Genomic DNA, 22,568 nt, shown 5'->3' on the forward strand with positions numbered 1-22,568 from the left:
TTTGCTATAATTGGTAAAATTAACAATTATTGTGCCTAATATCGACTATGGAAAAAGAAAATATTTATATCCTAGGAATTGAGTCGTCTTGCGATGATACCTCTGCCGCCATACTTTGTAACGACCGTATTTTAAGTAATGTTGTTGCAGACCAAAAAATTCATTCTGAATACGGAGGCGTTGTTCCAGAACTAGCATCAAGAGCACACCAACAAAATATTGTTCCTGTTGTGCATCAAGCTATTGAAAAAGCTGGTATTACAAAAGAACAATTAAATGCTGTTGCTTTTACTAGAGGACCAGGACTTATGGGTTCTTTATTGGTAGGAACCTCTTTTGCAAAATCTTTAGCCTATGGATTAGATATTCCATTGATTGATGTTAACCATATGCAAGCGCATATTTTGGCGCATTTTATTGATGAAAAAGACCATAAAAAACCTCCTTTCCCCTTTTTAGCTATGACCATTTCTGGTGGACATACTCAGATTGTAAAAGTAAATAGCTATTTTAATATGGAAGTTATTGGCGAAACTATAGATGATGCTGTTGGTGAAGCTTATGATAAAAGCGGAAAAGTATTAGGTCTTGGTTATCCTGCAGGTCCTGAAATTGATAGAAGAGCGCAACTTGGTAACCCTAAAGCCTATCAATTTACAAAACCAAAAGTAGATGGATTAAATTTTAGCTTTTCAGGATTAAAAACTAACATTCTCTATTTTGTGCAACGCGAAGTAAAAGCGAATCCTAATTTTATTGAAGAGAACCTCAATGATATTTGTGCTTCTATTCAGTATACCATTATTGGTATTTTGATGGCTAAATTAAAACTAGCCGTAAAGCAAACTGGCATAAATCATATTGCGATTGGTGGCGGAGTTTCAGCGAATTCAGGTATTAGAAATGCTTTAAAAGATGCAGAACAGAAATTTGGCTGGACAAGCTATATCCCTAAATTTGAATACACAACAGACAATGCCGCTATGATTGCTATTGTTGGTTATTTGAAGTATTTGGAAAAAGATTTCTCAGATTTTGATGTGATGGCTACGGCACGATTAAAGATTTAATTTCAATACTAAAGAATTAACTAAATTGTTAAAACATCTGTTAACATCCTTTTTAACCTTTACTCTATGGTGTCTTAAAATTTAGTTGTTTTGTATAACCCTAAAATCGAACCAAATTTAATTCAATTATGAAACAATTATTTACACTACTACTTTTTATTCCTTTATTTAGTTTTTCTCAAATGGCCTTAGAACAGCAGTTAGATTCAATTTCTACTTCTGATGAAGCTACATCGTTTTTAAAAGAAAATAAACCTAAACAAGGCAAACTATTTACGTTTAATAAAGAAAAACATAAAACAAGATTGGCTAATGATCTATTCAACTTGTCTAAAGGTGGAAAAAAAGTCATTAGAACGGATTTTAAAAAAACCTACTACAAAGTTATAGATAAGGCTGAAGTAGATTATATAAAATTCAACATTATTGTTATTGATGCTTCAAAAACAACGGTTGAAGAGGCTATTGAAAAACGCAACAAAGTGTTAGCGCAATACCATGAAGGTTATAGATTTAAAGACTTAGCCAAACATTATTCAACTGGTAATACTGCAAAAAAAGGTGGTGATACAGGTTGGATAAAAGCCGGAGAAATGTCTGCTGCTTTCGATGACGTTGCTTTTAACGAAAACCATGCTATAGATGATATATTTTCTATTGATGATGTAGAAAATGAAAAATATTACTTAGTTATAAAAACAGAAAATAAAACGCCAATTGAAGAAATTGTTGTTTTAAAATTTTCTGAAAATATTGAATAATGCAATTATTCTACAACGAAAATATTTCTAAAAATGACGTAAACTTTTCTTTTGATAAAGATGAAAGTAGGCACATTGCTAAAGTTTTACGGAAAAAGCCAGGAGATATTTTGCATATAACCAATGGAAAAGGTTGGTTATTTACAGCTGAAATTACAATAGCTGCACAAAAGAATTGTGTCGTTTCTATAATTTCTAAAAGTTTACATCCTAAACGAAAATTCAATCTACATTTAGCTGTTGCACCAACTAAAATGAATGATAGATTTGAATGGTTTTTAGAAAAAGCAACCGAGATTGGTGTAGAAACCATTACACCTATAATCTGTGACCATAGCGAAAGAAAAGTAGTTAAGACCGAGCGTTTTGAAAAAATAATTCAATCTGCTATGAAACAATCATTACAATACTATTTGCCAAAACTAAACCCGCCAGTCGCTTTTAAAGATTTTATAAATCAACATTTTACGGATCAAATTTTTATTGCACATTGTGAAGAAACAGATAAAAAATCTTTAAAATCGCAACTAGAACAAAAAATGGATTGTACCATTTTAATTGGGCCAGAAGGAGACTTTAGCGTTAAAGAAATCGAAATGGCCTTGCAACACCATTTTATTCCTGTAACTTTGGGTGAGACGCGCTTAAGAACTGAAACAGCTGCCATTGCAGCTTGCCATTCTGTAGCATTTTTAAATGAAATTTAATGAAAGTATATAGCTCTATTTTCTTTTCTTTATTTTCTTTGTTCTTGTTTTCGCAAGACGTAGCCATTCTAAAATATAAAGGTGGTGGTGACTGGTATAGCAATCCAACGGCTTTACCAAATTTAGTAAAATATTGTAATGATAATATAGATACTAACATCAATGAAAGTATTCAAACTGTTGAAGCTGGCAGCACTGATATTTTTCAGTTTCCATTTTTACACATGACGGGACATGGCAACGTATTCTTCAGCGATGATGACGCAGAAAACCTAAGGAGTTATCTTATGTCTGGCGGATTTCTACATATTGATGATAATTATGGAATGGAACCTTACATTACAAAAGAATTAAAGAAAGTATTTCCTAATAGTAATTTAGTTGAAATTCCTAAGAATCATAAAATATTTAGTTCAGCTTTTGAATTTCCTAACGGTTTGCCCAAAATACATGAGCACGATGGTAAAGCACCTCAAGCTTTTGGTATTTTTAATGAAAGCAGATTGGTATTACTTTTTACATTTGAAAGTGATTTAGGTGATGGCTGGGAAGACCAAGAAGTACATAACGACCCTGAAGATGTTAGGGAAAAGGCATTGAAAATGGGAGCCAATATTGTTAAGTATGCTTTTGAAAATTAAAGCCTAATACAACATGAAAAAGTTCTCACTTAAATATAAAATTGTTTCACTAATATTGGTTTTAGCTTTTACGCTTCAATCTATGGAAACTATAAACAATCATACTTACAAAGTTGGCGTTAATAGTTATCATTATTTTCATTCTTGCTTCGGTGGATCAGTGCCAACTCATTTTGCTGTTCATTGCAATACCGAATATTGTTATTAATTTTTCTCTTACTGCATTATGCAACTCACCCACTACAATTCTAGCTTCAAAAAACAAAACCATTGCATTACAGTAATTTGTGATAATGTTACAAATGCTCCAAATATTGGAAGTTTATTTAGAATAGCAGATGCTTTTGGCATTGAACAACTTATATTTTGTGGTTCAGATATTCCATTAGGTAAACGAATGACAAAAACATCGCGTTCTACAGAAAAATATGTTAATCATAGTGTAGAAGAAGATATTGAAGAACAAATAAAAAATTTAAAAGCAAATGGATTTTTCTTAATAGCTTTAGAAATTACAGAAAACAGCCAACCTTTGTCTGAATTTAAATTGCAAACAAATAAACCGATGGCATTGATCTTAGGAGATGAAAACTTTGGAATATCTGATGCTATTTTAAACCAAACAGATGCAATTATTCATATTAACATGTATGGAAACAATAGCAGTATGAATGTAGTACAAGCTACCGGAATTGCACTTTATGAAATCACAAAACAGCTTAATGCCGTTTAAATTAGTATATTTAATTTCAACATCTTTAACTATATTTATCGTATGAATTCAAAAACGATTGCTAATGGTATTTTAAGAGCACTAGGTATTATTATTGCTGTGGTGATTGTTTTGTTTTTTCTTTTTAAAATTCAATCAGTAATTGTTTATATTGCTATTGCTGCTGTTATTTCATTAATTGGAAGACCAATTATATTGTTTTTAAGAAAACGATTAAAATTTAATAACACACTGGCCGTGGTTGCCACTATGATTCTTCTTCTAGGCCTTTTAATTGGTCTTATTGGTCTTTTCATTCCATTAATTATTGAACAAGGTCAAAATTTAGCATTATTAAATATTGATCAACTACAAATCAATATTGAAAATCTATACGATCAAATTATCACCTATTTTCAATTTAACAACATCGATATTGAACAATCTATAGAAGATTCTCATCTACTATCAAAACTAGATTTTGCAATAATACCCGATTTTTTTAATAGTTTTATAAGTGGTCTAGGTAGTTTTAGTGTGGGTTTATTTTCAGTTTTATTTATTTCGTTTTTCTTTTTAAAGGATAGTAAATTATTTGAAGAAGGATTAATGACGTTTATTCCAAAAGGTAACGAAGAACGTTCTAAGCGCTCTATTACAACCATAAAAGACTTGTTGTCGCGTTATTTTGTAGGACTCATATTTCAAATTTTAATTCTATTTATTATTTATACAATTGTGTTATTAATTTTTGGCATTGATAACGCTATTGTCATTGCATTTTTATGTGCACTTCTTAATTTGGTGCCATATGTTGGACCATTAGTTAGTGGCTTTTTAATACTTTTATTAAGTATGTCTAGTAATTTAGGTGAAAGTTTTAGCGAAGTTATTTTGCCAAGAACAACCTATGTAATGATTGGTTTTATAGTTGCGCAACTGGTAGACAATTTCTTTAGTCAGCCTTATATATTTTCAAAAAGTGTTAAATCACATCCTTTAGAAATTTTCTTAGTTATTATCATTGCAGGTATTTTATTTGGCGTAGTTGGGATGATAGTGGCTATTCCTACTTATACAGCTATAAAAGTTATTTTGAAAGAATTTTTGTCGGATTACAATATGGTTCAAAAATTAACGAAAGGATTATAGTATTAATTTTGAACAAGGACTTACTACATATTGAAATACAAGAGTTTATAACTAATAATTTAGATTCAAATACTGCTGAATTATTATTAAAAGGAATCCCTTTTAAACACGTTGATTCAAAACTAATTATCGAACAAATTGAAGCTAAAAAACGCTCTCAAAAGAAATTACCAACTTGGTATAGCACAAAAAATATATACTTTCCTAATAAGTTAAATATAGAACAAACGTCTTCTGAAATTACCGCAAAATATAAATCTAATTTAATTTCCGGTAATAACATAATTGATCTTACGGGAGGATTAGGAGTTGATACGTTTTACTTCTCAAAACAAATTAAAAGTGTTATACATTGTGAGATTAACGCTGAACTTTCAGAATTAGTTATTCATAATTTTGAAGCACTACAAGTAACAAACGTTACTAATGTAAACGAAAATGGAATAGACGTTTTAAAACGTTTAGACCAACCTTTCGATTGGATTTATATAGATCCTTCACGTCGTGATGATTTAAAACAAAAAGTGTTTTTACTCGCAGACTGTGAGCCCAATATTAAAACACATCAAGATGTATTGCTTAAATACGCAAAAAATGTGATGATTAAAACGTCGCCTTTATTAGATTTAACGGCAACACTTTCTGATTTAAAAAACGTGAAACAAATTCATATTGTAGCCGTTAATAATGAAGTAAAGGAATTATTATGGATTTTAGAGCGTGATTTTGAAGGCGAAGTAGAAGTGAATTCTGTGAATTTAAAAAAGAATAACTCACAACATTTTAGATTTAAATTTAACGAAGAACCTGAAGCTGTAGCAAATTATAGCAAGCCTCTCACCTATTTATACGAACCGAATTCTGCAGTTTTAAAATCTGGTGGATTTAATTCTATTAGCGACATTCTAAATATCAACAAATTACACAAGCATTCTCATTTATATACATCTGAAATAATTGTAGATTTCCCTGGAAGACAATTTAAAATTGAAAAGATTCTACCTTATAATAGAAAGGCTTTTTCGAAAGAAAAAATAACCAAGGCTAATGTTACAACAAGAAATTTTCCATTATCTGTAAATGATATCAGAAAAAAACTTAAAATTAGAGATGGTGGAAATATCTATTTGTTTTTTACAACAAGTGTTAATGAGGAAAAAATAATTTTAATTTGTTCAAAATTGAATTAATTATAAAAAGCCGTATTGATCCACAAGCATTTCATTACCCCAAAGCTTCACTAAATAAGAAATATCAATAGGAAAAAATGAAGATGACCCATCTGTATTGTATTTCACTGGACATTGAATTCTATTACCTTCTACAATCTCGCACGTATTCTTTTTGTTATCTGAGATAAAAATAGCTTTAGAATCGATCTTTTCATATACTTTTCTTAAATCTATGATGGCATATTTAATAAATCCTTTAGCATTTTTTACTTCCTTTTTAGTACTGTCAATAATACCATAAGTAAAATAATGAGCTTTCATTTTATAATATTCAGACTCATGTCTAGACTTAAACTTATTATCGTCCCTACGATATCTAATTGTAAAATCTGAATATCCTTTATATTGTTCTTCTCTAAACCGCTCCTGTACACTCATAATTTTATTATCATTCCTAAACACATAGTCTATGCCATCCATCATATCTATATATTTAGCATAATCTTCTCTTAGCTGAACTTCTTGCCATCCTAATTGCTTATAGATTAAGGGCAGCGCTAATCTTTTATGAACAAAATCAGTAAAACTTCTATCATTTTTATAGTTCGCCATATTTTAAATAAGAATTTGTTCGTTAAATTATATTTTAACTTATAAAATGAATATTTAGTCTTTATTTACCTGATAAATATACACTTAAATATATGACCAAAAATATTCAACATTTTTTTAAAAAAAACTCAAAAAAAATGTTGCGTTCTTTAAATTGTTGCGTTACATTTGCATCCGCAATTAAGAGAATGTTCTTATAAATATTGGAGAGGTGCCTGAGTGGCCGAAAGGAGCGGTTTGCTAAATCGTCGTCGGTGGAAACACTGACCCAGGGTTCGAATCCCTGTCTCTCCGCAAGTTTTTACTGCAGCATATGCGATTCTGTAAGTAATATAAGATAATCAATTCGGGGTGTAGCGTAGCCCGGTTATCGCGCCACGTTTGGGACGTGGAGGCCGCAGGTTCGAATCCTGCCACCCCGACTTTTATTGAAATTTTAGAGTTTTACTCTAAATGGTCGCATAGCTCAGCTGGATAGAGCACCTGCCTTCTAAGCAGGCGGTCCTAGGTTCGAATCCTAGTGCGATCACAAAAAGCCTTAACATTTATGTTGAGGCTTTTTTGTGTTTTAGAATTAAGATTCACTCTACTTATATGTTATATTCTGAATAAAATAAATAGATTTAAGTATTCTTATTTAAACGAAATTTACCAAGGCTCTTATCACAAATTTCGGAACCAGTACAATAATATTACACCCAATATACTTTTTCTATTTCTCTTGAAAAAATGTATTTTTCACAACAATTTGAACAAATTTACTTGTATATAGATATTTCTTAACAATTAATAACAAATGAGAAATGAGAAATCTTAGAATGTATTATTTTCTATTTTTGTAATTGAATTGCTAAATTACTTATAATGAAAAACTTATTGTTTATTTTTAGCCTTACTTTTTTTGTTCTATATTCTTGCTCTTCTGAAGATGAAAATAATTCCCAAACAGAAGAAAACTCACTTTTGTTAAGAAAATGGTATTTGGTTTCAATTCGTCCTCCTGGACCTACAATTCAACACACTCCTTGCATTAATGGAAATCGTTTTTATATTGAGTTTTCAGAACCCAATATATATGAACGCTACTATTATGACAGAAATAATAATTGTGAGTATTTTTTAGTACAGTCTGGCACTTGGCTTAGAGATGGAGATATAATAACAATAGATTATGATTTAACTTTTGATAATGATGATGATGATGATGATGATGTATTCAATATTGTTGTACTTAACACAACTGAATTAACTTTTTTAAATGATGTGGGTATTTTTACATACAGTTCAACAGAATAATACATATTAGACTATTCGTAAAATAATCTTCAATTATTAAAACATAATTTATAACTGTTTTAACAAAATCAGGAATTTCTTAATGCATTTTATAATTAATATGCTTTCCAAAAAATGATACCATTTAAAAGATTCGTTTTAGCTTATTATTTCACAACTTATTAATATTTACAAATAGAGTATCACATCGATATATTTCAAAGTTTGAATAGAATAATCTTTTACTCCGGATATTCGATTCTTAAATGATAAATATTTGCTAATTTATATTTAAGAACTTTCTTTATAGATTGAATTTCTTTAAATGTGATATCAGCATTTAAGAACTGACCACTTTCCATTTGCTTATTTATTATGTTTTCAACAAAATCATTGATTTTTGTACTGGTAGGTTCTTTTAAACTTTTTGATGCTGCCTCTACACTATCGCACATCATTAATATAGCAGTCTCTTTACTGAAAGGCTTAGGACCAGGATATGTAAAATCGCTTGCATCGACATTTTCATTCTCCGATTTTTCCTTCATGTAAAAGTAATACACCAAGCTCGTTCCATGATGGGTTCTTATAAAATCTATAACCCTATCTGGTAAATTGTGTTTTTTAGCAATCTCTATACCTCTAATAGTGTGATTAATTATAATCTTAGCAGATTCTTTTGATGATAGCTCATCATGCGGATTTATACCTGTGCTCTGATTTTCGGTAAAATAAGTTGGGTTGTCCATCTTACCAATATCATGATATAAAGCCCCTACTCTAATCAACATTGCATTAGCTCCTATTTCATTTGCCGAAGCCTCTGCTAAATTAGCTACATTTAAAGAATGATGAAATGTACCTGGAGCTCTATTTGATAATTCTTTTAATAATTTTGTATTTGTATCTGAAAGCTCTAGTAAGGATACATCAGAAACCAATCCAAAAATTTTCTCGTAAATGTATATTAAAGGCTGAACAAACAGTGTAGCTAAACCACAGAGTACAAATAGCCCAAAGGTTTCCCATTTTAGTCCTGTTAACTGCCCTTCATGTATTACAAAAAAGGCAAAGTAAGATATGATATAAATAAATGTTATTTGTCCAACCGAAATAAAAAGATTTGCTCTTTTGTATAATTCTGAAACGGTTAAAATTGTCACCATTCCTGCAATAATCTGAAGAAACATATATTCATAACTATTAGGCACAATAAAACCTAAAAGTAAAACGGTAAGTACATGAGTAAACAAACCAAGTCTAGCATCGAAAAAAGCTTTTAACACTAGTGGCAATATACATAAAGGAACTACATAAATATATTGAGAATTAAAGTTGATGACCAAGGTGCTCAAAAATACCATTAATGCAATATTGAAAAATATAAAAGTGACCTTAGTATTATTTAAGAACACTTCGATTCTATACTTTCTTAAAAATAAAAGTAACATCAAAAGAGTCAATGCTACAAGCAAGGTGTATGCTATAAGTACCCAATTGTAATTGGCAGAATTCCAAACTTGTGATTCATATTCGGATTTTAAGGAGCTTAAAATATCGTACTGATTATCTTCTACAACTTGACCTTTAGAAACTATAAGTTGTTCTTTTTCAATACGTCCTCTCGTTAATGAAATACGAGATAGTTCTTCTTCAAGTGCTTTTTCACTTAAACTTTTATTAAGTTGAACATTAGGTTTTATGACGTCGAAAAAGATAGATAGCATACGCTTTTTAAAATCTACCGATAATGTGTTTCCTAAATCTTTCTCAACAAGTTGCCTCCATTCACTTAACTCATATAAATCACCATATTCAATCTCTTTTTTTATAGTATTAGAGGTCGTTAATATTATGGGTCTATCTTTATTATAACTATAATCTAAATCTAAGATTCCGGAGCTGTAAAGCTTCTTTAATAGTGATACCCCTTGTTTGTATAAAATAGAATTTTCAATTCTAATAGAACTAGAATCTTTAAACACTTGATGAAATCTCGTAGAATAATCGAACAAAACAATAGCTTCAATTCCTTGTGTGACTTCAAAATATAAAGGACTTTGATCTTCTATTTCACGTCTTTCTTTAGCTATCTCATCTTGCGATTTCTTAATCGCAAAATTAAACGGAGCGTATAAATTTTCGGATTGCCATGGTTTACCCTTTTCAAAAGAATATTTAAACTTACCTGTTTTAGGAAAAAGATAAACAATGAAAAGTGTCGTCAATAAGAATAATAATATCTTATAGACAAGCGCATGATTCTTATACCATTTGTTGAGGAATACATTCATATACAATCAAATGTAATAAATATTAAAATTTTAGAATGCTAATATCAATAATACATTCTAAAATCTCTTAAAAAATGTTTAATTTCGCAGTATATAACATCAAACATAATCACAATGAATAAGGACGTCGTTATCGTTTCTGCAGTTAGAACACCAATAGGAAGTTTTTTAGGAAGCTTATCTACAGTGCCAGCACCTAGATTAGGAGCTGCTGCAATTAAAGGAGCATTAGATAAAATTAGTTTAAAACCTGAACTAGTAGATGAAGTTATAATGGGAAATGTTGTACAAGCTGGTACAGGTCAAGCTCCTGCAAGGCAAGCAGCTATATATGCTGGGTTACCAAATACAGTGCCTTGCTCTACGGTAAACAAAGTTTGTGCTTCTGGAATGAAAGCTGTAATGCAAGCTGCCCAAGCCATACAGCTAGGAGATGCTGACATTGTTGTTGCTGGTGGTATGGAAAACATGAGTTTAATTCCGCATTATTACCATGCTAGAACGGCTACAAAATTTGGTCCTGCAACCTTGGAAGATGGCATGCAAAAAGACGGATTAGTTGATGCATATGACCAAAATGCTATGGGAGTTTGTGCAGATGCATGTGCTACTGAATATGAATTTTCAAGAGAAGATCAAGATGCTTTTGCTATTCAATCTTACGAACGCTCTAAAGCAGCTTGGGATGCTGGTAAATTTAATGACGAAGTAATTTCTGTTGAAGTTCCACAACGTCGAGGAGAACCAGTTATTGTTGATAAAGATGAAGAGTATACTAATGTAAGAATGGATAAAATACCATCATTACGTCCTGCATTTACTAAAGACGGAACTGTAACTGCAGCTAACGCCTCTACAATTAATGATGGAGCAGCTGCCATGGTTTTAATGAGCAGAGAAAAAGCAAATGAATTAGGTCTTAAACCAATTGCAATTATAAAAGGATATGCTGATGCTGCACACGAGCCTAACTGGTTTACAACGGCTCCTGCTAAAGCATTACCAAAAGCATTATCAAAAGCAAATATGAATTTAAAAGATATTGAGTTTTTTGAATTTAATGAAGCATTTTCTATAGTTGGTCTCGCAAATATGAAAATTCTAGGATTAAATGACACAAACGTTAATGTTAATGGAGGTGCTGTATCTTTAGGTCATCCACTTGGATGTTCTGGAGTGAGAATTTTAGTCACATTACTTAACGTGTTAAAGCAAAACAACGCTAAATTTGGAGCCGCTGCGATTTGTAATGGTGGTGGTGGTGCTTCTGCAATGGTATTAGAACTTGCTTAACAAAAACCTATGCAATACGGCATTTGCAATCTTGGAATTGTACCTATACGTTTAGAACCTAGCGATACCAGTGAAATGGTAACGCAAGCCTTGTATGGTGATTTTTTTAAAGTGCTAGAACAGCGTAAAAAATGGAGTCGTATAAGATTTGCTTTCGATAATTACGAAGGTTGGATTGATAATAAACAATATTTAGAAATTGAAGACTCTAACTATAACGAATTAGATAAATGTGGTATTAATTTATCTAATGATTTAATAGAATTTGTAGCAGATACCTCTAATCAACTCTACCCAATTCCTGTTGGTTCAGATTTAAATGGATTAAACTTACTTAAACACCATTTTGATGGCATTGCCTTAACTGAAAAAAGTGCTAAAGAAAACATTGTTAAATCATCGTTTTTATTTTTAAATGCTCCTTATCTATGGGGAGGAAAAACACCTTTTGGAATTGATTGCTCTGGTTTTACTCAAATGGTTTATAAACTTAATGGGTATAAAATATTTAGAGATGCATCTGAACAAGCTAAGCAAGGTGAAGCATTAAGTTTTATAGAAGAAAGTGAACCTGGTGATTTAGCGTTTTTTGATAATGCAGAAGGGAACATTACTCATGTAGGTATTATAATGGAAGATAATTATATTATTCATGCACATGGAAAAGTAAGAATAGATCGTTTAGATCATAGTGGTATATATAATATTGATAAAAATATCCATACGCACAAATTAAGAGTTATAAAAAAAATCATATAAAAAAAAGCGACTTTTCAGTCGCTTTTTTTTATATGCATTATTTACAGTATAACTTAGTTACCTCCTGCAGCTGAAGCTTCTAATTCTTCAACTTTAGCTCTCATGGTTTTAAACTTATCTGTTTCACCTAAGGCACTATAAATATTCATTAACGTTTTAGCCGCGTTAACATTAGTCTTTTTCAAATCTAAAGCTTTCTCTAGAAAAGGAATAGCATCATAATATAACTGTGAACGTTTTTCTTTTAATTCATCATACTTTCTATTATCAGCAGAACTAGTACCTAAACTATTCATCTCTTCAACAATTTTTGCTTCACCTTCTAACATCACAACAGCAATATTATTATAAGCATCTACATAAGTAGGATTAATTGCTATCGCTTTTTCATAATATTTAATAGCAGCTTCTGGGTTACCACCTTCTGCAGCTAATACACCTAAGTTGTACTGTAACTCTGCATTGTTAGGATCTTTTTGTGTTGCTTCTTCCATCAACTCTTTAAATCTAACTCTATTACCCATTTTTAAGTATACGTTTGCTTCAGACAATAATAAACCTATATCTTCTGGGTTTTCTGCTCTAGCATCTGCCATTGCTCCTAAAGCTTTTTCATTATCTCCTTGAGACACATAGATTAAAGCAATATTCTTAACAATTTCAGCTGTTTTTGGATCGCTTTTTTCATCTCTAGGATTTGAGTGCATTTTAGCTTTTACAGATAAATCTCTAGATTTTTTATCACCAAAATTTTCTTCAACCTGCGAATCAACATTAGTTGCGTAATAATTCATTTGAGAACCATTGTAACCTAAATTTTTAAGTTGAATATAATAATCTAAAGCAGTATCGTAATCTTGAGAAGTTACAGCTGCAGAAGCTGCATAATACAAGTACAATGTATCTTTCGGAGACATCTTATATACTTTTTCAAAACCTTTAGCCGCAACTTTATAATTCTTTTTGGTAAAGGCATCATTAGCTTTGGTTAAGAAAGTATTAATCATTCCTGTTGTCATTACATTAGCCTCTTCGGTATATTTTAGTTTACCCATTTTAGATTCTAATTCTTTTAAATTGTCTAAGCTTGAAATAGCTTCATCAATATTAGCATCTGTACCTGCTCCATTAGCATATAGTGCCTGTGCTTTTAATAAATAAAATTTAGCTTTAGACTTATCGTCCATACTTCCAATTAAAGCTTCCGCTGAAGATACTGCTGATTTAGCATCCGCAAAATTCGAATTTTTAAGTGCTTTCTCAATCGCTTTTATCTCATTCTTTTGAGCAAAAGACATTGTTGTAATAGCCAAGAGTAGCACTAATGTCATTAATTTTTTCATCTTGTAATAAATAGTTTGTTATTAATTTTTAGTTTTCAGTTTCAGTATTATCAATAGCCGTGCCATCTTCATTAGAGTCTTGATTGTCAGTAGAATCACCTTCAATTACATCACCTTCAACCACTTCTCCTTCAATATCTTCTATATTTTCTTCATCATCCTTCATCACTTTTGCAACCGCTGCAATAGAATCATTTCCTTTAAGGTTTATTAATTTTACACCTTGAGTTGCTCTTCCCATTACACGTAAATCAGCTACTGCCATACGAATAGCAATACCAGATTTATTGATAATCATTAAATCATCTTCATCAGTTACATTCTTTATAGACACTAAATTACCTGTTTTTTCAGTAATAGAAATGGTTTTCACACCTTTTCCACCTCTGTTAGTAATCCTGTAATCTTCTAAGCTAGAACGCTTTCCGTATCCATTTTCAGAAACAACAAGAATGTTACTTTCCATATCATCTACGGCAATCATTCCTATAACTTCGTCTGTTTTTTCATCTTGAAGTCTAATTCCACGGACACCAGAAGCATTTCTACCCATTGGTCTTGTCTTAGCTTCTTCAAAACGAATAGCTTTACCAGATTTTAATGCTAACATCACTTGGCTTTCACCTGTTGTTAATTTCGCTTCCAATAAAACATCGTCTTCTTTAATAGTAATAGCATTAATACCATTAGATCTTGGTCGAGAATATTGTTCTAAAGATGTCTTCTTCACCTGACCTTGTTTAGTAGCCATAATTACATAATGACTATTAATATAATCTTCATCTTTTAAATCTTGAGTACAAATGAAAGCCATCACTTTATCATCTTGCTCAATATTAATTAAATTCTGAATTGCTCTACCCTTTGAAGTTTTAGAACCTTCTGGAATTTCATAAACACGCATCCAGAAACATTTTCCTTTTTGAGTAAAGAATAACATATATTGATGATTAGTACCAACAAATAAATGTTCTAAGAAATCTTCATTACGAGTTGTTGAAGCTTTTTGCCCAACTCCTCCTCTATTTTGAGTTTTGTATTCTGTAAGTGATGTACGTTTAATGTAACCAGCATGAGAAATTGTAATCACCACTTGTGCATCTGGTATCATATCTTCAATACTCAAATCTCCACCTGCATATTCAATTACAGAACGACGATCATCACCATATTTATCTCTAACAACTTCAAGTTCTCCTTTAATAATATCCATACGACGTTCTTTCTTGTCTAAGATATCTTTAAGGTCTATAATGGTTTTCATTATTTCTTCGTACTCAGCACGCAATTTGTCTTGTTCTAGACCTGTTAACTGACGTAAACGCATCTCAACAATTGCTTTCGCCTGAATTTCTGACAGTTTAAAACGTTCAATTAAATTATTACGCGCTTCGTCTGCATTAGATGATGCACGAATAATTTTAATTACTTCATCAATATTATCTGATGCTATAATTAAACCTTCTAAAATATGTGCTCTTTCTTCTGCTTTTCGTAATTCATAAGTTGTACGTCTAACAACAACATCATGTCTATGTTCTACGAAATAATGAATTAATTCTTTTAAATTTAATAATTGTGGACGTCCATTTACTAGTGCAATGTTATTAACACTAAAAGAAGTCTGCAATGAAGAATACTTATATAACTTATTAAGGACAATATTAGGAATTGCATCACGCTTTAAAACGTAAACAATACGCATACCGTTTCTATCAGATTCATCACGAATAGAAGCAATACCATCCATTTTCTTTTCGTTAACTAAATCAGCAGTCTTCTTAATCATATCTGCTTTGTTAACTTGGTAAGGAATCTCAGTTACAATGATACATTCTCTACCTTGTACTTCCTCGATAATCGCTTTTCCACGCATAACAATACGTCCACGACCTGTATGAAAAGCTTCTTTAACACCATCATAACCATAAATTGTACCACCAGTTGGAAAATCTGGAGCCTTTATATGTTGTATTAATTCATCAATTTCTATATCATTATTGTCAATATAAGCAATTGTACCGTTAACAACTTCAGTTAAATTATGAGGAGGCATATTGGTTGCCATACCAACAGCAATACCAGATGCACCATTCACTAAAAGACCAGGAATACGTGTTGGAAGAACCGTTGGCTCTTCAAGAGTATCATCAAAATTTAATTTATGATCTACTGTTTCTTTATCGATATCTGCCAACATGTCTTCAGATATCTTACGCATTCTTGCTTCTGTATAACGCATTGCTGCAGGACTATCACCATCTACAGATCCAAAGTTACCTTGTCCATCGACTAACATGTAACGTAAACTCCATTCTTGAGCCATACGCACCATGGCGTCATAAACTGATGTATCACCATGTGGGTGATACTTTCCTAAAACTTCACCTACAATTCTTGCTGACTTTTTATGTGCACTATTTGCTCTAATACCAAGTTCATGCATGCCATAAAGTACGCGTCTATGAACTGGTTTTAAACCATCTCTTACATCTGGTAACGCACGTGACACAATGACCGACATTGAATAATCAATGTAAGCCGATTTCATTTCATCTTCAATGTTAATTGGAATGAGTTTTTCTCCTTCTGCCATATATAAAATTAATTAGTTTTTTTGTGAATTTTCATAACGTGCTAATATAACCAAAATACTAATGTTTATAGACTAAATCATCATCGTTTTTAGTATTTTTTATTAACAATATTTGATATCTTTTTAGTTAATAAGTATCTCTATATTTTCTTTGATTTAAAATGCTTTTTTAGTCTCTTCGTTTGTAACATATTTTGAATACTAAAAAACGTTAAAATTAATCACTTAATTCGTTTTTATTAGACTTGTATTTTAATAGAAATCAAAACCTTAGCCTAGGCTATACTTGAATCTCTTATTTTATAAAAGAATCATATAATTCAAATTATTTATAACTCATTTTAAAATTCAATTGGTTTAGGTACAGTTTTTGCCTTATAGTCAATATGTTTTTATTATTTTTAAAGCAGAAAGGAATATAGTATGGATGATAATTTTTCCCCAAGAGTTAAAGATGTTATTGCTTATAGCAAAGAAGAAGCTTTGCGTTTAGGTCATGACTTTATTGGTACTGAGCATTTAATGCTTGGTCTTTTAAGAGATGGCAATGGCAAAGCAATAGATATTTTAAGTGCCTTAGACGTAGATCTAAATCACTTAAGGCGTAAAGTAGAGATATTAAGTCCTGCTAACCCAAATATTATAACAACGTCTAACGAAAAAAAGAACTTACACTTAACTAGGCAAGCAGAGCGTGCATTAAAAACTACATTTTTAGAAGCAAAATTGTTTCAAAGCTCGTCAATTAATACAGCACATTTATTATTGTGCATCTTAAGAAATGAAAATGATCCTACCACAAAGCTTTTAAACAAGCTTAAAGTAGATTATGATAACGTAAAAGAAGAATTTAAATCTATGGCAACTAGTGAAGATGATTATTTAGAAACCCCAAAAGCAGAGTCGTTCTCTGAAGATGATGATATGAATGAACAAGAAGATGCAAAGCAGAATCCATTTGGAGGACAAACTAGTAAATCGAATAAAAAGTCTAAAACACCAGTTTTAGATAATTTTGGAAGAGACCTAACTGTACTTGCAGAAGAAGGTAAATTAGATCCTGTTGTAGGACGTGAGAAAGAAATACAACGTGTATCTCAAATTTTAAGTAGAAGAAAGAAAAACAACCCGCTATTAATTGGTGAGCCTGGAGTTGGTAAATCTGCTATTGCAGAAGGACTAGCTTTACGTATAGTAAAACGTAAAGTGTCTCGTACCTTATTTAATAAGCGTGTCGTCACTTTAGACCTGGCAAGCTTAGTTGCAGGAACTAAATATAGAGGTCAGTTTGAAGAGCGTATGAAAGCTGTTATGAATGAACTGGAAAAGAATGATGATATTATTCTTTTTATAGATGAAATTCATACTATTGTTGGTGCTGGTGGTGCAACAGGAAGCTTAGATGCTTCAAATATGTTTAAACCAGCTTTAGCAAGAGGTGAAATACAATGTGTTGGTGCAACTACATTAGATGAATATAGACAATACATAGAAAAAGATGGTGCTTTAGAACGTCGTTTCCAAAAAGTCATTGTTGAACCAACTTCTGTAGAAGAAACTATTGAAATCTTAAATAATATTAAAAGTAAATACGAGGAACACCATAATGTTGATTATACAGATGAAGCTATTCAAGCTTGTGTAAAATTAACTAATCGCTATATGACGGAACGTTTTCTTCCAGACAAAGCTATTGATGCTTTAGATGAAGCTGGTTCTCGTGTACATATTACAAATATTGATGTTCCAAAAAAGATTCTTGAATTAGAAAAGAAACTCGAAGAAGTTAAAGAAACTAAGAATAGTGTTGTTAAAAAACAGAAATATGAAGAAGCTGCAAAGCTTAGAGATGATGAAAAACGATTAGAAAAAGAATTAGCAACTGCCCAAGAAAAATGGGAAGAAGAAACTAAGCAACATAAAGAAGTTGTTACTGAAGATAATGTAGCTGATGTGGTATCTATGATGACAGGTATTCCTGTGAATAAAATAGCACAAACGGAAATCAACAAATTATCTAAATTACCAGAATTAATTAAAGGTAAAGTGATTGGGCAAGACCAAGCAGTTGCAAAGGTCGTAAAAGCTATTCAGAGAAATAGAGCTGGACTTAAAGATCCTAACAAGCCAATTGGTTCATTTATATTCTTAGGTCAAACAGGCGTTGGTAAAACGCAATTGGCTAAAGTATTAGCGCGTGAATTATTTGATAGCGATGATGCCTTAGTACGTATTGACATGAGTGAATACATGGAAAAATTCGCCATTTCTCGTTTAGTTGGAGCACCTCCAGGATACGTTGGTTATGAAGAAGGTGGACAATTAACTGAAAAAATAAGACGTAAGCCTTATGCTGTTGTACTATTAGATGAAATAGAAAAAGCACATCCAGATGTCTTTAATATGTTATTGCAAGTTTTAGATGATGGCTATTTAACAGACAGTTTAGGTCGTAAAATTGATTTTAGAAATACAATCATTATTATGACATCTAATATTGGAGCAAGAAAACTTAAAGATTTTGGATCTGGTGTTGGTTTTGGAACATCTGCTGCAGTCGCTCAAGAAGCTGACCATGCAAAAGGAGTTATAGAGAATGCACTTAAAAAAGCTTTTGCTCCTGAATTCTTAAACAGAATTGACGATGTCATTGTGTTTAATGCTTTAGAAAAAGAGGATATTAATAAAATTATTGATATTGAGATGGTGAAGTTAATCGACAGAATAAAAGACTTAGGTTACACACTAAAACTTACAGATAAAGCTAAAGACTATATTGCTGATAAAGGATTTGATAAACAATATGGAGCAAGACCATTAAATAGAGCTATACAAAAGTATGTTGAAGATGCCCTTGCTGAAGAAATCATTAACGCTAAAATTCAGGAAGGTGACATCATTACCATGGACTTGGATGAAAAGAATGATGCTTTAAGTATTAAGATTAAATCGTCTAGTAAAACAACAGAATCTTAAATACCTAATTAAAATATATTAAAAAACTCCTTTATAATTAAAGGAGTTTTTTGTATTTTAGAAGACACCCTAAGGCTTTTATTTTATGACAAAAATTATTGACATAGACTTCTGTACATTAAAATTTTACAAAAATTATATGGTCACTATCATAAAAGAAGGTGTTCATGTCGATAAATCTTTTAACGAAGCCCTAATCAAAATTGCAGAAGATTATTATACAGATCAACCTTTTGTGTACATTTCTTATAGAATAAATTCTTACTCTGTTAATCCCAACATTTATACACGAACCGTTAAAACCAAAAATTTGGTAGGTTTTGCTGTAGTTTCTTACGATTACAAAGCCAAAAAAAATGCTCAAATCGAAAAGCTATTTCTTAAAAAGCCTTTTGAAATTTTCACTAATTTAGATGATGCTTTTAATTGGGCAGATCAACTCGTTAGCAAAAGTTAATGTGAATCTATTTTAAATCGTAACTATTCAAAAATAATTCATCAATTTCAATATCTACATCTTTTAAAAATTGAATTGAAGCCTCAATAGAATCATGTAAAACTTCATCTACCTTCATAAAAGGAACTACTTTTCGGTATTGTTCTAAAAACGATTCTAATAATGGAGATGTTTTTAAAGGTCGTCTAAATTCTATAGCCTGAGAAGCATTCATTAATTCTATAGCAATAACACGTTCTACATTTTTAACTAACGTATAGGCTTGTGTTGCTGCATTGGCTCCCATACTAACGTGATCTTCTTGTCCGTTGCTAGATACAATACTGTCTACACTAGCAGGAGTTGCCATCTGTTTGTTTGCACTCACAATACTTGCTGCAGTATATTGAGGAATCATAAAACCAGAATTGAGACCAGGATTATCTACCAAAAATGCAGGTAATCCTCTTAATCCCGATACCAGTTGAAAAACGCGTCGTTCAGAAATATTACCAATTTCTGCCATAGCGATCTTCAAATAATCTAATGCTAATGCCAATGGTTGACCATGAAAATTTCCTCCTGAAATAATTAAATCTTCATCCGGAAAAATATTAGGATTATCGGTTACCGAATTAATCTCTGTTAAAATTACTTTTTCAACAAAATCTAAAGTATCCTTGGTTGCTCCATGCACCTGAGGTATACAGCGAAAAGAATATGGATCTTGCACATGTTCTTTCTGTCTAGTAATTAATTCACTGCCTTTTAAAAATTCATTAAAACGTCTAGCTACTTTTCGCTGTCCGGGATGTGGTCTTACTGCATGCACTAAATCGTGAAAAGGATCTAAACGACCATCAAATGCATCTAGAGATATACTTGCTATAATATCTGCTAAATAAGATGTTTTGTGAGACATTAATAACAAATAAACACCATAAGCACTCATAAACTGTGTACCATTTAATAAGGCTAAGCCTTCTTTAGCTTCAAGTGTAATGGGTTGCCAATTAAATTCTTTTAAAAGCGTTGAGGCATCATATTCTTTATTGTTATGTACTACTTTTCCTTTTCCTAATAAAGGCAAAGCTAAGTGCGCCAAAGGAGCTAAATCACCTGAAGCACCTAGAGAACCTTGAGTAAATACAAAAGGAAAAATATCGTTATTAAAAAATTCTATTAGCCTTTCTACAGTTGCTAACTGCACTCCACTATGACCATAACTTAAGGATTGAATCTTAAGAAGTAGCATCACTTTCACTATAGATTCTGGTACGCGTTCACCTGTTCCACAAGCATGAGACATTACTAAATTTTCTTGTAATTGACTTAAGTCTGTATCAGAAATCTTAACGTTATATAAAGAGCCAAAACCTGTATTTATACCATACATTGGTTTTTTATTATTGGCCAGTTTATTATCTAAATATGCTTTACATTTTTTAATGTTTTTTATAGAGTCTTCAGATAGCTTTAACTTTTTATTTTCATAAAAAATATTGTAAATCGTTACAATATCTAAAGCGTCTGAAGAGATGATATGATAGCTATCCATTAGTTATATTATTTAGTCTTCAAAATTGAGAATAATTTTGCAGTTTACAAGGTTTTGTTAATAATTCATTCCGTCTTTGTAATTGGCTTATTATGTTTATTTTTGCATTCGTAAAAACAGACTTATTATGAAAAGATTACTTATACTTTGCATTTCAGCCACTCTATTTGCTTGTAAGGGAGAACCAAAAGATTATGTTACACTTTCTGGAAAAATTGAAAATCCAGATGCAAGTAAAACACTTAAAATCTTTCAAGGCAAGAATTACGAAAAAATTATTACCATTAATGATGATGGGACCTTTAAAGACACATTAAAAGTTGTAGAAGGCGATTACACCTTTCAACATGGTAAGGAATATGGCCAGATTTATTTAAAGAATGATAATACGTCTTCTTTTGAGACCGATTATAATTCGTTTATAGATTCTATGACATTTTTAGGTGACGATTCTGATATTAACAATTTTTCAGTAAAATCATTCCTTATATCTAAAGATCATTTTACAGAAAACCTAATTGCAACAGGAACTAAAGAAGATGTAGACAATGCTATTAAGGGTTATAAAGCTGCTTACGAAGATGTTAAAAATAAATATTCTGATGTAGATTCTACTCGTGTTTCAATAATGGATAAAAACATAGAAAAAACGGTTCAGCAGTTGAATCAATTTATGAGTTCTAAATTTGCTACACAAGATGCTTTTCCTAAAGGATCACCATCTCCTAATTTTGTAGATTATGAAAATTTTGCAGGTGGAGATATGTCGCTATCAGATTTTAAAGGAAAGTATGTCTATTTTGATATTTGGGCAACTTGGTGTGGTCCTTGTATTAGAGAAATACCTTCACTTAAAAAAGTAGAAGAGCAATTTAAAGGAAAGAACATTGAGTTTGTTAGTATTTCTGTTGATGAAGGAAGAGGTTATAAAGGAGACAAAGCTGCAGCTTATGAAGGTTGGAAAAAAATGGTGGCAGATAAAGAATTAGGAGGTATACAATTAATGGCTGATAATGGATTTAATTCCGAATTTGTTAGAAATTATAAAATCAATGGAATTCCAAGATTTATATTAGTAGATCCTGATGGAAATATTGTAAGTGCAGATGCACCTAGACCATCTAATCCTGCATTAGTTGAATTGTTTAAAGAGTTAGGAATATAATATCTTCCTTTTAAAATATAAAAAAGCCTGTTTCAATAATTGAAAC

Annotated in this window: 18 protein-coding genes and 3 tRNA genes; 16 read left to right on the forward strand and 5 right to left on the reverse strand. The window is 31.2% G+C overall.

Translation table 11 applies throughout. The features are described from left to right. Positions 1-47: 47 nt before the first annotated feature. From tsaD to ACJJVO_RS05720, 7 genes are all read left to right on the forward strand, one after another. Positions 48-1,070, forward strand: coding sequence for a tRNA (adenosine(37)-N6)-threonylcarbamoyltransferase complex transferase subunit TsaD (tsaD, locus tag ACJJVO_RS05690; protein ID WP_405571506.1), 1,023 nt, complete (start codon positions 48-50; stop codon positions 1,068-1,070). Between the two features lie 128 nt (positions 1,071-1,198). After that, positions 1,199-1,831, forward strand: coding sequence for a peptidylprolyl isomerase (locus tag ACJJVO_RS05695; protein WP_405571509.1), 633 nt, complete (start codon positions 1,199-1,201; stop codon positions 1,829-1,831). Beyond that, positions 1,831-2,538, forward strand: coding sequence for a 16S rRNA (uracil(1498)-N(3))-methyltransferase (locus ACJJVO_RS05700; RefSeq protein WP_405571512.1), 708 nt, complete (start codon positions 1,831-1,833; stop codon positions 2,536-2,538). Before ACJJVO_RS05695 ends, ACJJVO_RS05700 begins: the two co-directional genes overlap by 1 nt. Beyond that, positions 2,538-3,179 carry a DUF4159 domain-containing protein gene (locus tag ACJJVO_RS05705; RefSeq protein WP_405571515.1) on the forward strand — a complete coding sequence of 214 codons (642 nt, stop codon included), beginning with the start codon at positions 2,538-2,540 and terminating at the stop codon, positions 3,177-3,179. The genes ACJJVO_RS05700 and ACJJVO_RS05705 overlap by 1 nt, the downstream gene beginning before the upstream one ends. Positions 3,180-3,405: 226 nt before the next feature. Beyond that, positions 3,406-3,912, forward strand: coding sequence for a TrmH family RNA methyltransferase (locus ACJJVO_RS05710; RefSeq protein WP_405571518.1), 507 nt, complete (start codon positions 3,406-3,408; stop codon positions 3,910-3,912). Positions 3,913-3,954: 42 nt separating this feature from the next. Continuing rightward, a complete protein-coding gene (locus tag ACJJVO_RS05715; RefSeq protein ID WP_405571521.1) occupies positions 3,955-5,043 on the forward strand; it encodes an AI-2E family transporter in 1,089 nt (362 codons plus the stop codon). 8 nt (positions 5,044-5,051) lie between these two features. Continuing rightward, complete coding sequence (locus tag ACJJVO_RS05720) at positions 5,052-6,233, forward strand: THUMP-like domain-containing protein (RefSeq protein WP_405571524.1); 1,182 nt, start codon at positions 5,052-5,054, stop codon at positions 6,231-6,233. Here ACJJVO_RS05720 and ACJJVO_RS05725 read toward each other — a convergent pair whose 3' ends face one another. Next, a complete protein-coding gene (locus ACJJVO_RS05725) occupies positions 6,234-6,827 on the reverse strand; it encodes a hypothetical protein (RefSeq protein WP_405571527.1) in 594 nt (197 codons plus the stop codon). A 205-nt stretch (positions 6,828-7,032) separates the two neighbouring features. Here ACJJVO_RS05725 and ACJJVO_RS05730 point away from each other — a divergent pair. From ACJJVO_RS05730 to ACJJVO_RS05745, 4 genes are all read left to right on the forward strand, one after another. Beyond that, positions 7,033-7,121: transfer RNA gene (locus tag ACJJVO_RS05730), tRNA-Ser, on the forward strand. Positions 7,122-7,174: 53 nt separating this feature from the next. Beyond that, a tRNA-Pro gene (locus ACJJVO_RS05735) sits at positions 7,175-7,249 on the forward strand. Between the two features lie 33 nt (positions 7,250-7,282). After that, a tRNA-Arg gene (locus ACJJVO_RS05740) sits at positions 7,283-7,356 on the forward strand. Positions 7,357-7,691: 335 nt separating this feature from the next. Continuing rightward, positions 7,692-8,123: a lipocalin family protein gene (locus tag ACJJVO_RS05745; protein ID WP_405571530.1), complete on the forward strand. Its 432-nt coding sequence runs from the start codon at positions 7,692-7,694 to the stop codon at positions 8,121-8,123. A gap of 221 nt (positions 8,124-8,344) precedes the next feature. On the opposite strand, the gene ACJJVO_RS05750 is transcribed toward ACJJVO_RS05745, so the two are convergent. Beyond that, positions 8,345-10,396, reverse strand: a complete 2,052-nt coding sequence (locus tag ACJJVO_RS05750) for an HD family phosphohydrolase (RefSeq protein WP_405571533.1) — start codon at positions 10,394-10,396, stop codon at positions 8,345-8,347. A gap of 114 nt (positions 10,397-10,510) precedes the next feature. Between ACJJVO_RS05750 and ACJJVO_RS05755 the strand changes: the two genes are divergently transcribed. Together ACJJVO_RS05755 and ACJJVO_RS05760 are read left to right on the forward strand one after the other, a co-directional pair. Continuing rightward, positions 10,511-11,689: an acetyl-CoA C-acyltransferase gene (locus ACJJVO_RS05755; protein ID WP_405571536.1), complete on the forward strand. Its 1,179-nt coding sequence runs from the start codon at positions 10,511-10,513 to the stop codon at positions 11,687-11,689. Between the two features lie 9 nt (positions 11,690-11,698). Then, complete coding sequence (locus ACJJVO_RS05760) at positions 11,699-12,448, forward strand: NlpC/P60 family protein (RefSeq protein WP_405571539.1); 750 nt, start codon at positions 11,699-11,701, stop codon at positions 12,446-12,448. Between the two features lie 53 nt (positions 12,449-12,501). On the opposite strand, the gene ACJJVO_RS05765 is transcribed toward ACJJVO_RS05760, so the two are convergent. Next, a complete protein-coding gene (locus tag ACJJVO_RS05765; RefSeq protein ID WP_405571542.1) occupies positions 12,502-13,791 on the reverse strand; it encodes a tetratricopeptide repeat protein in 1,290 nt (429 codons plus the stop codon). Positions 13,792-13,819: 28 nt separating this feature from the next. Further along, positions 13,820-16,387 carry a DNA gyrase subunit A gene (gene gyrA, locus ACJJVO_RS05770; RefSeq protein WP_405571545.1) on the reverse strand — a complete coding sequence of 856 codons (2,568 nt, stop codon included), beginning with the start codon at positions 16,385-16,387 and terminating at the stop codon, positions 13,820-13,822. Between the two features lie 423 nt (positions 16,388-16,810). Between gyrA and ACJJVO_RS05775 the strand changes: the two genes are divergently transcribed. Further along, the gene (locus tag ACJJVO_RS05775) at positions 16,811-19,363 is read left to right on the forward strand and encodes an ATP-dependent Clp protease ATP-binding subunit (protein WP_405571547.1); all 2,553 of its coding nucleotides are present in this window, start codon (positions 16,811-16,813) and stop codon (positions 19,361-19,363) included. Positions 19,364-19,448: 85 nt separating this feature from the next. Then, entirely contained in the window at positions 19,449-19,820 is a 372-nt protein-coding gene (locus tag ACJJVO_RS05780) for a hypothetical protein (RefSeq protein ID WP_405571550.1), read from the forward strand. Positions 19,821-19,827: 7 nt separating this feature from the next. Here the strand turns inward: ACJJVO_RS05780 and hutH are convergent, their stop codons facing one another. Beyond that, positions 19,828-21,357, reverse strand: a complete 1,530-nt coding sequence (gene hutH / locus ACJJVO_RS05785; RefSeq protein ID WP_405571552.1) for a histidine ammonia-lyase — start codon at positions 21,355-21,357, stop codon at positions 19,828-19,830. Between the two features lie 127 nt (positions 21,358-21,484). Between hutH and ACJJVO_RS05790 the strand changes: the two genes are divergently transcribed. Beyond that, on the forward strand, positions 21,485-22,522 hold the full coding sequence (locus ACJJVO_RS05790; protein WP_405571555.1) for a TlpA family protein disulfide reductase: 1,038 nt from the start codon (positions 21,485-21,487) through the stop codon (positions 22,520-22,522). Positions 22,523-22,568: the final 46 nt, after the last annotated feature.

The sequence above is a fragment of the Winogradskyella sp. Asnod2-B02-A genome, from assembly GCF_045063645.1.
Lineage (GTDB): Bacteria > Bacteroidota > Bacteroidia > Flavobacteriales > Flavobacteriaceae > Winogradskyella.

Coding starts and splice junctions, on each gene's coding strand:
- ACJJVO_RS05780 (WP_405571550.1), top strand. CDS start 19,449: ATGACAAAAATTATTGACATAGACTTCTGTACATTAAAATTTTACAAA.
- ACJJVO_RS05755 (WP_405571536.1), top strand. CDS start 10,511: ATGAATAAGGACGTCGTTATCGTTTCTGCAGTTAGAACACCAATAGGA.
- tsaD (WP_405571506.1), top strand. CDS start 48: ATGGAAAAAGAAAATATTTATATCCTAGGAATTGAGTCGTCTTGCGAT.
- ACJJVO_RS05695 (WP_405571509.1), top strand. CDS start 1,199: ATGAAACAATTATTTACACTACTACTTTTTATTCCTTTATTTAGTTTT.
- ACJJVO_RS05790 (WP_405571555.1), top strand. CDS start 21,485: ATGAAAAGATTACTTATACTTTGCATTTCAGCCACTCTATTTGCTTGT.
- ACJJVO_RS05710 (WP_405571518.1), top strand. CDS start 3,406: ATGCAACTCACCCACTACAATTCTAGCTTCAAAAAACAAAACCATTGC.
- ACJJVO_RS05700 (WP_405571512.1), top strand. CDS start 1,831: ATGCAATTATTCTACAACGAAAATATTTCTAAAAATGACGTAAACTTT.
- ACJJVO_RS05745 (WP_405571530.1), top strand. CDS start 7,692: ATGAAAAACTTATTGTTTATTTTTAGCCTTACTTTTTTTGTTCTATAT.
- hutH (WP_405571552.1), bottom strand. CDS start 21,357: ATGGATAGCTATCATATCATCTCTTCAGACGCTTTAGATATTGTAACG.
- ACJJVO_RS05705 (WP_405571515.1), top strand. CDS start 2,538: ATGAAAGTATATAGCTCTATTTTCTTTTCTTTATTTTCTTTGTTCTTG.
- ACJJVO_RS05765 (WP_405571542.1), bottom strand. CDS start 13,791: ATGAAAAAATTAATGACATTAGTGCTACTCTTGGCTATTACAACAATG.
- ACJJVO_RS05760 (WP_405571539.1), top strand. CDS start 11,699: ATGCAATACGGCATTTGCAATCTTGGAATTGTACCTATACGTTTAGAA.
- ACJJVO_RS05725 (WP_405571527.1), bottom strand. CDS start 6,827: ATGGCGAACTATAAAAATGATAGAAGTTTTACTGATTTTGTTCATAAA.
- ACJJVO_RS05715 (WP_405571521.1), top strand. CDS start 3,955: ATGAATTCAAAAACGATTGCTAATGGTATTTTAAGAGCACTAGGTATT.
- ACJJVO_RS05750 (WP_405571533.1), bottom strand. CDS start 10,396: ATGAATGTATTCCTCAACAAATGGTATAAGAATCATGCGCTTGTCTAT.
- ACJJVO_RS05775 (WP_405571547.1), top strand. CDS start 16,811: ATGGATGATAATTTTTCCCCAAGAGTTAAAGATGTTATTGCTTATAGC.
- gyrA (WP_405571545.1), bottom strand. CDS start 16,387: ATGGCAGAAGGAGAAAAACTCATTCCAATTAACATTGAAGATGAAATG.